Below are 13,619 nucleotides of genomic sequence, written 5' to 3'. Positions count from 1 at the left end.
GGATTTGTATTTTCATTCACAGCTTTACAGTTAATTTGCGCAATTTAAAGGGATAAATGGCTAAGAACTTTTTGGTATATATATTACTTGTGGCACTGGTATTTGTTGGTTCAACAAAAGCTGGTGCTCAAATTAATGATAATGGTGGCTATAATAACAGCAACTCCAGCGGTTCACCCTTAAACAGCAGATTGAGACCTACCGCCAAAACCGATTCTGCGAATAACAAATTACAGCATAGGGATGCATTGGCAGATTCCATCACCATCAGTTATCATTTTTTTGATTCTACCAAAACCTATAAGCTGGATTCTACGGTAAACGATTTCTATTCCAGGTATCCTGTACCCTGGTATTATACCGATTTGGGCAATTTTGGTAATGCCACCCGATCAATGATTTTTACCCCATTTATGAAAGCGGGCTGGGATGCGGGTTTTCATAGCTATGACCAGTATAGGTATACTATTGAAAACACAAAATTGTATACCACAACCAGGCCTTATACCGAATTGGGTTATATGTTGGGCAGTAAGTCTGAACAAATGATTAATATTACCCATACCCAAAACCGTAAAAGCAATATTAATTTTGGGTTTGACTATCGCTTAATTAATGCCCCCGGTGCTTTTAAAAACCAGAATACCAGCCATAACAATATTCGTCTTAATGTGGCATTTATTAGCCCAAATAAACGTTATGCAGGAAATGTAATTTATATTTCCAACAAATTACGTTCGGCAGAAAATGGGGGTATTCAGGATGATAGCAAGCTAAGCGGCCTTTCTTTTAACGATCCTTATGGAATTCCTACCCGTTTGGGCAATGCTTCTTCTTTTTCCAGAAACTTTTTTTCTACACTAATTAAAACAGGTACGGCTTACGATGAAACCATCCTGCTTTTTAGGCATAATTATGACCTTGGGCAAAAAGATTCGCTGGTAACCGATTCTGTAACCTATAAATTATTTTACCCCAGGCTGCGGTTTCAGCATACGATGGAGTTTAGAAAATTGAATTATGTATTTCAGGATTACTACCCGGTTGATTCGCTGTATTCAAAATATTACCAATTCACCCGACTTACCGATACCATCAGTTTCCGCGATTCATGGAAAACGCTTTCAAACGATTTTAGCATAATCTCCTTTCCACAAAAAAATAACCTGAACCAGTTTTTTAAAGCCGGCGCCGGTTATGAAATGATTGCCGGTGGCTATTACCCCTATAATACTACCTATAGCAATATTTATGTAGCAGCAGAATACCGAAACCGTACCCGTAACAAAAAATGGGATGTAGCCGCCAGCGGCAAATTTTACTCGGCCGGTAACTATGCCGGTGATTATGAGGCTTTGTTAATCCTGGAAAGATTACTGGATAAAAACAAGGGCGGAATGCGGTTAGGGTTTCAAAATGTAAACAGGTCAGAATCTGCAATTTTTTCGCCGGGCGAAACGTCTTTTCCAGTGCAACCCAGTGGCAATTTTGGCAAGCAAAACATAGCCCGTGCTTTTGCCAATATTAACCTGGCAAGTTTAAAAGTTAATTTAACCGGCGATTATTATATAGTAAGCAATTATATTTATTTAGATAACTATTTTACGGCAAAGCAACAATCAGCGCTGTTCAATGTACTACATATAGGTGCTGAGAAGCAAATAAAGCTATCTAAACACTGGAATTGGTATATAGATGCGCATGTGCAGCAAAAAACCGGCGATGCACCTGTTAACCTGCCCTTTCTGTTAACCCGCAACCGCTTTGCATTTGAAGGCAACTTTTTCACCAACCTGTTTATGTCCACCGGTTTTGAAGTAAGCTACCATACCGCCTATAAGGCCGATAATTACTCTCCTTTAAATGGCCAATTCTTTTTGCAAAACGAGTTTTCTACAGCCAATAACACACCTGATGTAAATGCTTTTTTACATATTCGTATTAAAAGTTTTAAAGGCTTTTTACGGGTAGAAAATATCAACACGCTTAACCGTAACGATAAATACCGTTTTACCAATAACAATTTCGAGGCACCGCATTTTCCTCACCGGTCTATGTGGCTGCATATCGGCATTTGGTGGAATTTTGTAAACTAAGAGGTTTACCATTTAAATTTCTTACCGCATTAACATAAAAAGCGTTTGCATCATTTTTAAAATCACCATTCCTCTTTACCTTTACATTTCATGAAAAGGGCAGTTGCCACCATATTAGCATTTTTATACCTGGGTATGTCAACCGGTCTTGCCATTAATATACACTATTGTATGGGCAAGGTAGAAGGTGTAAGCATTAACCAGTATACCAATGAGGTTTGCGGCAACTGTAAAGCTAAAATGCCTTGCTGTGGGCACTTATACAAGTTGGTAAAAGTGAACGACGCACATGAAAAGGCCAATCCTGAGTTCATTTTCAGCACACCACAAATCGCTTTACCTCAGGCACCTGATTTTATTGATGCTTATGGACTGGCTATAAATCCCTTTTTAGCATCCAAAGCCAATGACCCACCGCTAATAAACAATACAAAGTCTTATATAAAAAACTGCGTTTTCAGAATTTGATAACAGGTTAATCTTGTGTACCGGGCTGTTGAAGCTTTGTGCAGCAGCCGTTGCGTCGCACACTTGTACTACAGGTTCTATTTGCAACAAAAAGGCTATTAAAAAAGCTATATTAAAGATGTGCAGGAGAGCCAAATGCGATGCAAAAAACGATGTCCATTGCAGCCTTGGCGGAACCAAAACCAATCCATCAAAAAAAAATTATAACCTTATTTTACTATATATCCTGCTGCATTTTTTGGCAGGAGGCGTATATTGCCACAATCAATCATCACATTAATATATAACGATATGAAAAAGTATATAGCAGTGCTTACTACTGCATTTTCACTGATAGTTTTTTTAGCCGGCGCACAAACTACCACCGATACCATAAAAGTTTGGGGTAACTGCGGCAGTTGTAAAGAACATATAGAAACGGCTGCCCTGTCTGCAGGCGCAACCACTGCCGACTGGAACAAAACCAGCAAATTACTTGTTGTAAGCTATAATGCTACAAAAACAAGCAATACTAAAATTCAGGAAAAAATAGCCGGCGCAGGGTATGATACGCAGGACAAAAAAGCAAAAGAGGCCGATTACAAAAAACTGGATAAATGTTGCCAGTACGACAGACCAGCTGCAAAAGGCAACAGCGCTGCAAACAATAACAATACCATGAAATGTTGCGGCGATGCAGATAAATGTGCCAAAATGGACAACTGCTGCAAAAAAGATACAGCCATGGCCTGTTGCAACGATATGAAAGATGCTACAGCAAAACAAAGCTGCTGTAACGGTAAAGATTGCGGAAAAATGTAAATTGCACTTTTAGCAATATGTGTATGAAAAATATATGGTTAGCAGTTTTATTATTGGCATGTAGCCTTCAACCAAAGGCGCAGGTAACAAAAGCAACACTAACGCCAGGCGGTATAACCTGCAGCATGTGCAGCAAAACTATTTATGAGGCCCTGAAAAAAATGCCCGTAATAGAAAGTGTAAAAACCAATTTTAAGGACGAAAGCTATGCTATTGTATTTAAAAAGGATGCTACAATAGATTTTGACGACATTAATAAAACCATTGTAGAAGCGGGATATTATATAACCCGCTTAAAGGTGGCCATGCAATTTAATAATGTGGCTATTAAAAACGATGCTAAGGTAAATACAGCAGGCTTAGAACTGCATTTTGTAAATGTTCAGGATCAGGTGTTAAACGGTGAAAAAGTAGTTACGCTGTTAGATAAACACTTTGAAACCGAAAAGGAGTTTAAGAAATATGCGGCTTTGCCATGCATGAATAATGGGGTATCATCCACTTGTAGTACAATCAGTGGTACCAAAGTGTACCACGTTACGTTATAATAACCGGCAACTGTTTCAAATATGCTTTTGAAACAGTTGCTTTTACATTAATATTTTATTTGATGCAGAAACTATCACTTTTACTTATTGCCAGTTTAGTATTTAGCTTTTCTTATGCACAACCTGCTGTGGGTGCAAATGCCAAAGAAATAAGTTTACCCAATGCCGCGGGTAAAACCATTAGTTTATCCTCTTTAAAGGGAAAAATGGTATTAATAGATTTTTGGGCCAGTTGGTGTGGGCCCTGCCGCAGGACGGTACCATCATTGAAGAAAATATATTCTGCCTATCATAGCAAAGGCTTTGAAGTGTATAGCATTTCTTTAGACAATGATGCAAATGACTGGAAACTGGCTATGAAAGAAGATAAAATCAGCTGGCCGAGTGTACTGGATATAAAAGGCGATTATGCCGGACCATGGGAAGTTAACTTTATACCAAATACCTTTTTATTAGATACTAAAGGGAAGATATTGGCCATAAACCCATCTCACCAGGAACTGGAAAAAATGCTAAAAGATGGGCTGAAATAAGTTATTGCTTATAAAACCTTTCCATTTAGTTATTACCCGTTTTTGAACCAGTGGTTTCATTGAACAAAGCGGATTAGTTGCCATAAATGAGGAACCCTGAAGTGTGCGACGCAAGTACAGTTGCCCAAGGTTAATTTGCCGGGCCAATAACAATTCTTTTACAAAATGCACTAACAACCAAAATGGTAGTTAGTGCATTTTTTTTTACCACATTTATTAGTTTGTAGAATTATCTCTACACCATTTCATTCTGAGGTACTACCCATTGTGCATTTTTATAGTGGGTACTTTATACATCAAAAGTGCTAACTGAACCTATTTCGTATCCAAAATCCGTAAGGCCAATAAGTAATTAATATGCTAACTATTGACGAGAATATAAACATTCTTATTGTAGAGGACAATCCTGGTGACTTGCTCTACATTAAAACCATTCTTTCTAAAACAGAGATTGTTTGCTGTATTCATTCGGTAGAAAACCTGGCGGATGCTATTCACTACCTTGAAAAGGATAAAAGCATTAGTTTAATATTCCTGGATTTATTTTTACCCGACAGCTCGGGATTAGAAACCTTTAATGCCATTAACAAAGTAGCAGAAGATCTACCCATTATTGTTTTAACGGGTTACTCAGACAAAAGAGTAGCATACAAAACCATAAAAAACGGTGCACAGGATTATTTGGAAAAAGGCGAGTTTGATAAAAAGATTTTATATAAAACCATTCAATACAGTATAGAAAGAAAAAGAAATTTAGTTAAAATTAAGGAAATGAATGAACGCTATACCCTGGCTACAAAAGCAACACAGGATATGGTGTGGGATTACGACCTGGAGAAAAAATTGTTTTACCGCAGTGAAGAAGGCTGGAAAAAATTAATGGGGGAAGATGATATTTTATGCAGCGATAACCCTTTTGAATGGGCTGAAAGTATTCACCCCGAGGATATTGGTAAAGTGTATAAGAACCTGCTGAAAGTTTTAAACGATGGCAAAAAAACTGAATATGCCGAAGAGTTTAGGGTTAAACGCGGTGATGGCGTTTATATTCATGTTCAAAACAAAGCCTATATTTTAAGAGATAAAGAGGGTAAAGCACTTAGATTAATTGGTGCCACCCGAGATATTACCGAACGCAAAAAAAGTGAAAAGGAAAAAAACCTGTTGATTGAAGAATTAACCCAAAGCAATAAAGACCTGCAGGAATTTGCCTATATTATTTCGCACAATGTTAGAGCACCTTTATCGAACATACTTGGTTTTGAAGAGTTAATTGCATTGCAGCAAATACCAGACCCAACCTTAAATATGCTGTTTGAGAATGTGGTGCATTCCTCCAAACAGTTAAATGACACTTTGCAGGATTTGATGAATATTTTACTAATCAGAAAAAAAGAAAATGTAAAAGTTGAGTTACTAAACTTTAAACTGCTTTTTGAAAACGTAAAACTATCCCTCAGAAATATGATTGAAGAGGCCGATATGATATTTGATGAGAATTTTAACGAGGTACAGTGGGTTTATTTTAATCAAACTTACCTGGAAAATATCATGTACAACCTGCTTTCTAATTCAATTAAATATAAATCTACCGACAGACAATTAAAAGTAGAGGTAAAAACAACAAAAACAGACAATCATACCATTTTATATTATGCCGATAATGGTTCGGGCATTGATTTGAAACGATATAAGGAAAAGGTTTTTGGTTTGCACCAGCGTTTTCATAAAAACTCGGTTGGCAAAGGACTTGGACTTTACACAGTAAAATCTCAGGTAAAAGCCTTAGGCGGTACAGTAGAAATAGATAGTGCAATTGATATGGGCACCCAATATAAAATATTGTTTAAAAACTTAAATTAACCGGCCATGATACACCGTACACTTGCCATTGATGATGATGAAGTAACGCTCATTCTATCAAAGTACCAGTTAAAACAAGCAGCTTTTTGCGAGCATTATGTAGGTTTACTAAGTGCAAATGCCGCATTGGAATACCTGAAGGAATTAAACAGCCTGCAACTATACCATGAAATGCCGGAATTAATTATTGTGGATATTAATATGCCCGTGATGGATGCCTGGCAATTTATAGAGGCTTACGAAAAAGAATTTGGCAATAAATTCCCTGAAATTAAAATAGTAATTCTGTCTTCATCTGTTGATCCACAGGATCCGATAAAAGCAAGAAAATATAAAAGTGTTATTGAATTTTTATCAAAGCCATTGAATCCGGCAGAAATAGAAAACCTGAAATACAACAAGTGGTTAATAAAGCATTTTGTACCCAATTTTCAGGCACAAATTGCTTAATATTAATCCGCTTTATTTCTTTATATATTACAATGGAAATGTAACATGCAGGCTACAACCTGCATTGGGTGAGGATATTAACTCCATTTGTCCATTATACAGTTCTACCCTGTTTTTAATATTGGTTATCCCTATGCCATAATTGGTTTTACCCATTTCAAAACCTTTACCATCATCTACAATATCCAGTTCCAGGATATTATCATCAGATTTTATTAAAGTAATATTGATTTTTTTGGCCTCGGCATGTTTGATAATATTATTGATTTGCTCCTGAATAATCCTGTATATAGTAAGCTTTATATTATTATTTATCTCTTCCTCCTCGCCAAAATCAAGCACCAGATCAATCTCATACATATTGGTTGATTTGAGATTGGCAGTAAGCGATTTTATGACAGGCTCTAAGCCAAGATAAGAAATATCTGGTGGTGTAATAGCCCTGGAAATTTTTTGTATTTCCTTCATGGCATCCATTACATTTTTCTTACTATCGGCAATAAAATTTTCCTTAGATCCTACACCTGTAATGGCGCAATGCAAATACAAATTGGTAATAGACAATATCTGGTTAACGTTGTCATGTAATTCCTTACCAATCTCGGCCCGCTCCCTTTCCTGTGCTTTAATAATTGCTTCAGTAATTTGTTTTTGCTGATTAGATTTTTCTTCTTCCAGTCTTGCTTCCAGAAAAAGTTTTTCGGTAATATTTTTTACCATAGCCAATACACATTGCCGGCCACGATAGTAAATTTTATGAAAAAATATTTCCATGGTCATTAATTCGCCATCCTTTTTTCTATGTTGCCAAATACCTGTAAATAAATTGTCGGCACTGGTATAAAATTTATCCGCAAATTGTTTAAATGCTTTTTGTTCTTCTGCAGCGCATATATCCATAATACCCATACCAGGCAGCTCTTCTTTTGAATAGCCATATTCAAAATTCATGGTTTCGTTTACTTCCAATATTTGCAGGGTGGCAATATCCCATATCATAATTGACATAGGGTTTTTCTCAAACAAAAAACGATAACGTTCTTCCGATTCTTTTAGTAATGATTCAGACTTTTTTCGCTCTGTTATTTCGCGGTAGTTTAATACAATAGCATTTACAGCAGGTTCATGTAACAAATTATGAAACGATGATTCCAGCCATTTATAACTGCCATCAGGCATTTCAAAACGGTATTCAATCAGCCGCACAATGGTGGCATCTTCCAGTATTTCGTTTAAAGATTTATTTACCAGTTGCTGATCTTCGGGGTGAATAACCTCAATACTAAATTGTGCTATCACTTCATCTGGCGAATAGCCCAAAATTTTTCTGCCGGCTGGGCTTATTTCTATAATGCCAAGGTCTTTATTCAATACAGTTAATCCATCATAACTATTTTCACTTAAGGCCCTGAAACGTTTTTCACTTAGTGCCAGCTGTAAATGTGCCAGCTTGCGCTCTATACTATACTGTATGGTTTTATTTAAAATCTTTTCATTAAAATCACCCTTAATCAAATAATCCTGTGCGCCTGATGCAATGGCTTCCAGCGCCAACCGGGCATCCGACAAACCAGTTAAAATTACAATGGGTATAAATGCATTTACATTGGCAACGCGTCTAAATGAGTCGAGCCCTATTGAATCCGGCAAAAACAAATCCAGAAAAACTATATCGGGTTTTTGCTCTGATAAAATGGCAAAGGCGCTTTCCAGGTCTTCTGCAATAAATAATTCACCAATATGCAAACCTGTTTTCTTAAGATACGTAGAAAGAATAAGCCTGTCGCCGGGATTATCTTCCACAATTAAAATATCAATTTGTTTGTCTAACACGGTATAATTATTTAAATGGAATAATACAATTCATTAGCTATGAAAAATCAGGTGTTTGGGTTTATAGCCTTTTATTTTTGTTAGCCAGCTTTTAAATATCTATTAGGCTTTACTTGCCACGCTCGGTTCATCGTTCTGTTTTCATGGCATCAAAAAATTCATATTAGTTGCACAATGCTTCACAGTACAAGTGTGCGACGCAAGTGGTGATGCCAATTGTTTTGCAGCCGGGTAAATAATGCCTGTTATTATAAATATTTATACACTGTAAAATAAAAAATGCTACCAATATTTGGCTCAGACTCTACCCAAATACTTCCTTTATGCCGGTCTACAATTTTTTTACAAACAGCAAGGCCTATTCCTGTACCAGAGTATTTTGAATTGGAATGTAATCTTTGAAAAATTACAAATATTTTTTCAAAGAATTTTGCATTAATACCAATGCCATTGTCTTTTACAAAAAATGTCCAGTACTGCTCATCTTCTTTATAGGTAATATAAATTTTTGGGGGCAGGCTGCCATGGTATTTTAAAGCATTGCTAATTAAGTTTTGAAACAATTGTTCTATTTGTGTGGCAATACCTTTTATAACTGGCAATTCGCCATAAATAATTTGTCCTTTTGTTTCAGATAATTCAGGCTCAAAAACCTGCTCAATATTTTTTAATACCTGGTTAATATCTACCTGTTCATATTTATCTTTATTGGTACCTACCCTGGAATACTCCAGCAAATCCATTATTAGCCGTTTCATACGCTCTGCGCCATCTACAGCATAATGAATATATTCTTTTGCAGCGCTATCAAGTGTGTCGCCGTATTGATCGGTAAGTAAATGCATAAAACTGCTTACCATTCTAAGCGGCTCCTGTAAATCGTGTGAGGCAATATAGGCAAAGCGTTCCAGCTCGTTATTGGAAGCAATTAATTCCTCGGCTCTTTTTTCCAGGTTTTGGTTTAGGCGGGAAAGCTCCTGCTCCGCATTTTTTTGATCGGTAATATCAAGATAAGCACCCAGTACACCGCATACATCACCTTTAGTATTATGCCTTAAAAAACCATAGGATTTTAAATAACGTATAGAGTTATCAGGCCTAACTATACGAAACTCCGATTCAAAATTTGTTTTTTCGGCAATGGCATTTTCGATAATATTTTTCTGTGCTTCTACATCTTCTTCGTGAATACTTTTTAGCCACACTGCAAATAGTGGTTGCGCTTTGTTGCTGGCTAGCCCAAAAAGCTGGTACATAGATTCATCCCAATGAATTTCAAAATCGGGCAGTAAAATATCCCAAAGTCCAATTTTGCCCGAGCTGGTTGCAAGCGAAAGTTTTTTTGTTAGCGCAGCAATTGTTTCAACAGAATTTTTCTCCTGGGTAATATCTCTACATGCCAGAAGTAAAACAGGCTTTGAAGTATCTTCAGAATTGTATACAGTGCCTTTTACAGCCAGCCAGCGTTGTATATTACTTTCATTCACCAACCTGCATTCAATAGTTAATTGGCCACTGATTATTGCATTGTCAATTGCCTCTTTTACAAAACCAGCATCATCCATATGCAGCAGGCTAAAAAAATCTGACAACCCATTCTGGCTATTATACTCACTTAAGTGTAGTATATCCAGCAATTTTTGATCGTATAACAAGTGATTTTCTGAGTAATGCAACTGGCAAAAGCCAATACCGGCAATGTCTGAAGCCAATTGCTGGCACTGATGATCTATTGAGGATGGAAATAATGAAGCCACAAACCTTGATGATTTTTCTTTACAAATATTGGTTAATTCAGTTTTCATATGAGTATCGTTAAGTTAGCTGATTGATCAATTCATTGAAACAAACCAGAATGCTTACCTGTTATCCATGAATAACTTATCAGATTGAAAGATAAACTATTTTGAATAAAAAATATATGATCTTATTTCCGGATTTTTGTATGCACTTCTTAACTTAAGAAAGAGTATTTTTACACAAAATCCAAACGGAAATGAAAAAGATTATAATTGCTGACGATCACTCCCTGGTTAGAGAAGGCATTAAAAGAGTATTAACAGAATCTTTTCCCTTTGCCCAAATTGATGACGTTAGTGATGGTGTTGAGCTGGTAAAAAAAGTTACAAAAGAACATTACGATCTGGTTATATCTGATGTTACCATGCCCAATATGTCTGGTATTGAAGCCTTAAAAATAATCAAAGAACAATCTCCCAGCACACTGGTACTTATTATGAGTATGCACCCCGTTGAACAATATGCCGTAAGGGCCATTAAAAACGGAGCATCAGGCTATTTAACCAAAGAAAGCGCTATTACAGAATTGGTTTCTGCAGTTGATAAAATCTTAAGCGGCAAAAAATATATCACCCCCGAACTTGCCGACCTTTTGGCCAATTCTATAAGAGACGATACAGAAAATGCTTCTTACCAATCCCTTTCTGACAGAGAGTTTGAAGTGTTTAAGCTTATTGCAGAAGGTAAGAGTACCAGTGAAATATCGGAGCTATTATTCCTGAATAAAAATACCATTAGCACGTATAAATCAAGGATATTTGAGAAATTAAATTTGCATTCCAATGCAGAGATTATTAAATATGCTATTGCCAATAATCTTATTTAGCAAATTTCGAGTTTTATAAAAAGCATTTTTTAAAAGCTACAAATACTGTAGCTTTTTTTATTACTATAACTCTTTAAAAACGCCACCGGATTTGCGATAAGCAGCAAAATTAAGAATGCTCAAACATCAGCTCATCCAAATGCACCAGAGTAATCCTTATTGGATATGTGAACACCTGTTCAAATAATGCTTAGATAAATTAGATAGTCTTGTGCGCAATACAACATTTGTTGGATGCAACAATTTTAGCTGGAAAAACGCTCTTTGCCTTTTGCAAAATGCCATACCCCTAATTTTAGGGTATACCCTATTTGACTAATACTATTGGTAATTTAGCCAAATGGCCAGCAAAACATTGCCTCTTTCAGCCGTAGATTTGTACAGTTTACTTCTGGTTTTATATTAGAAATTTATACTATTCCGCCCAGGCAAAAAGCTGGCATAAAGCCTTAAAATTGTTTTTGTTTATTCTAATTCATGAAACAATTACTTTTGCAATCGTTTTTACAACCTCAAAACAATAGATATGAGCTCAAAAATTAAAGTATCCAACCCGGTTGTGGAATTGGATGGAGATGAAATGACAAGAATCATCTGGAAGTTTATCAAGGATAAATTAATCCTGCCCTATCTGGATGTTGATATAAAATACTATGATCTGGGCATGGAATACCGTGATGAAACCAACGATCAGGTTACCATTGATGCTGCCAATGCCATAAAGGAATTTGGCGTAGGTATTAAATGTGCCACCATTACCCCTGACGAAGCACGTGTGCAGGAATTTGGACTTAAACAAATGTGGAAAAGCCCGAATGGCACCATTCGTAATATATTAGATGGTACCGTTTTTCGCGAACCAATCGTTTGCAAAAATGTACCCCGCCTGGTACCTAACTGGACAGCACCTATCTGTATCGGCCGCCATGCATTTGGCGATCAATACCGCGCTACGGATTTTCTTACCAAAGGCAAAGGCAAGCTTACCATCAGGTTCGAAGGCGAAGATGGCACCGTACAGGAATATGAAGTATTTAATTTTAAAGGCGATGGCGTAGCATTAGCTATGTATAACACCGATGAAAGTATTAAAGGTTTTGCCAGAAGCTGCTTTAATACCGCTTTACAAAAGAAATGGCCTTTATACCTTTCAACCAAAAATACCATCCTTAAAAAATATGATGGTCGCTTTAAAGATATTTTTGAAGAAATCTATCAAAACGAATTCAAAGCCGCTTATGAAGCAGCTGGCATAACCTACGAGCACCGTCTTATTGATGACATGGTAGCTTCTGCCTTAAAATGGAATGGCAATTTTGTTTGGGCTTGTAAAAACTATGATGGTGATGTACAAAGCGACACTGTTGCACAGGGCTTTGGTTCTTTAGGTTTAATGACCTCTACCTTAGTAACCCCGGATGGTAAAGTAATGGAAGCAGAAGCCGCCCATGGTACTGTTACCCGCCACTACCGCGAACACCAGAAAGGTAAGCCAACTTCTACCAACCCCATTGCATCAATTTTTGCGTGGACAAGAGGTTTGGAGTTTCGCGGCAAACTAGACAACAATCAGGAGCTTATTGATTTTTGCCATGCATTGGAAGCTGTTTGTGTAGAAACAGTTGAAAGTGGTAAAATGACCAAAGACCTGGCCGTTTGTATCTATGGCAATAAAGTAAATCACGGTGAACATTACCTGTATACCGAAGAATTCCTGGATGCTTTAGACACTAACTTAAAAGCAAAACTGGCTAAATAATTTTAGCAAACACAATAGTATAGCCGGCCAAAAGCCGGCTTTTTTTTGTCTATCAGAATGTGTATAAACTCCTTTTAACGCAAACAAAATTGTAGTATCTTAGGCTATTGCCTTAATAATAAAATTTCAGTGTATGATCAAACTATTAGTAATTGGAAACCTCGGTAAAGATGCCGTAGTAAACAACGTGAACGGAAAAACAGTCATCAATTTCAACGTAGCACATACGGAGAAATACAAAGATGCACAAGGCACCCAAAAAGAACGCACCACCTGGGTAGAATGTGCATACTGGACCGATAGAACCGGCATTGCCCCTTATCTTAAAAAAGGTACACAGGTATACGTAGAAGGTAACCCCGAAGTACGCACCTATACGACTACCGATGGCCGCCAGGGCGCTGCCTTAAGTTTGCGTATTCTTAATGTTCAATTATTGGGCTCAAGGGCCGGTGATGGTAGCGATGGCAATAGCGCCAACAGCTATAGTCAACCTTCCGCTGCACCCGCTTACAATGTATCTCCAGCAACTGCTACAGCAGATATGGGCGATGCAGACGACCTTCCTTTTTAAGCTTGCTACACATTATTATTCTGGAAAAGACAGTTATTGCAACTGTCTTTTTTCTTTTTTAGCCCGGC

At 37.0% G+C, this 13,619-nt stretch carries 12 protein-coding genes; 10 read left to right on the top strand and 2 right to left on the bottom strand.

The features are described from left to right. Positions 1-56 precede the first annotated feature (56 nt). The 7 genes from GD597_RS05900 to GD597_RS05870 all read left to right on the top strand — a co-directional run bounded on the left by GD597_RS05900 (position 57) and on the right by GD597_RS05870 (position 6,759). Positions 57-2,096, top strand: a complete 2,040-nt coding sequence (locus GD597_RS05900) for a putative porin (protein WP_171606906.1) — start codon at positions 57-59, stop codon at positions 2,094-2,096. Between the two features lie 90 nt (positions 2,097-2,186). Then, positions 2,187-2,564, top strand: coding sequence for an HYC_CC_PP family protein (locus GD597_RS05895; RefSeq protein ID WP_171606905.1), 378 nt, complete (start codon positions 2,187-2,189; stop codon positions 2,562-2,564). 291 nt (positions 2,565-2,855) lie between these two features. Continuing rightward, positions 2,856-3,365 (top strand): heavy-metal-associated domain-containing protein, encoded by a 510-nt coding sequence (locus GD597_RS21860; RefSeq protein ID WP_216368523.1) that lies wholly within the window; start codon positions 2,856-2,858, stop codon positions 3,363-3,365. 23 nt (positions 3,366-3,388) lie between these two features. Next, complete coding sequence (locus GD597_RS05885; protein ID WP_171606904.1) at positions 3,389-3,913, top strand: heavy-metal-associated domain-containing protein; 525 nt, start codon at positions 3,389-3,391, stop codon at positions 3,911-3,913. Positions 3,914-3,975: 62 nt separating this feature from the next. Continuing rightward, positions 3,976-4,446: a TlpA family protein disulfide reductase gene (locus GD597_RS05880; protein ID WP_171606903.1), complete on the top strand. Its 471-nt coding sequence runs from the start codon at positions 3,976-3,978 to the stop codon at positions 4,444-4,446. A gap of 357 nt (positions 4,447-4,803) precedes the next feature. Beyond that, entirely contained in the window at positions 4,804-6,309 is a 1,506-nt protein-coding gene (locus tag GD597_RS05875; RefSeq protein ID WP_171606902.1) for a response regulator, read from the top strand. A 6-nt stretch (positions 6,310-6,315) separates the two neighbouring features. Further along, the gene (locus tag GD597_RS05870) at positions 6,316-6,759 is read left to right on the top strand and encodes a response regulator (protein WP_171606901.1); all 444 of its coding nucleotides are present in this window, start codon (positions 6,316-6,318) and stop codon (positions 6,757-6,759) included. Positions 6,760-6,786: 27 nt separating this feature from the next. Here GD597_RS05870 and GD597_RS22070 read toward each other — a convergent pair whose 3' ends face one another. Next, a complete protein-coding gene (locus tag GD597_RS22070) occupies positions 6,787-8,592 on the bottom strand; it encodes a PAS domain S-box protein (protein WP_171606900.1) in 1,806 nt (601 codons plus the stop codon). 248 nt (positions 8,593-8,840) lie between these two features. Next, positions 8,841-10,397 (bottom strand): sensor histidine kinase, encoded by a 1,557-nt coding sequence (locus GD597_RS05860; RefSeq protein WP_171606899.1) that lies wholly within the window; start codon positions 10,395-10,397, stop codon positions 8,841-8,843. A gap of 191 nt (positions 10,398-10,588) precedes the next feature. Between GD597_RS05860 and GD597_RS05855 the strand changes: the two genes are divergently transcribed. The 3 genes from GD597_RS05855 (at position 10,589) to GD597_RS05845 (ending at position 13,551) form a co-directional block, all read left to right on the top strand. Beyond that, positions 10,589-11,218, top strand: coding sequence for a response regulator (locus GD597_RS05855; RefSeq protein WP_171606898.1), 630 nt, complete (start codon positions 10,589-10,591; stop codon positions 11,216-11,218). A gap of 526 nt (positions 11,219-11,744) precedes the next feature. Continuing rightward, on the top strand, positions 11,745-12,977 hold the full coding sequence (locus GD597_RS05850) for an NADP-dependent isocitrate dehydrogenase (RefSeq protein WP_171606897.1): 1,233 nt from the start codon (positions 11,745-11,747) through the stop codon (positions 12,975-12,977). Between the two features lie 133 nt (positions 12,978-13,110). After that, positions 13,111-13,551 (top strand): single-stranded DNA-binding protein, encoded by a 441-nt coding sequence (locus GD597_RS05845; protein WP_171606896.1) that lies wholly within the window; start codon positions 13,111-13,113, stop codon positions 13,549-13,551. Positions 13,552-13,619: the final 68 nt, after the last annotated feature.

This window comes from Limnovirga soli (assembly GCF_013106755.1).
GTDB lineage: Bacteria > Bacteroidota > Bacteroidia > Chitinophagales > Chitinophagaceae > Limnovirga > Limnovirga soli.
This window is presented reverse-complemented; position numbering and strand designations above follow the sequence as displayed.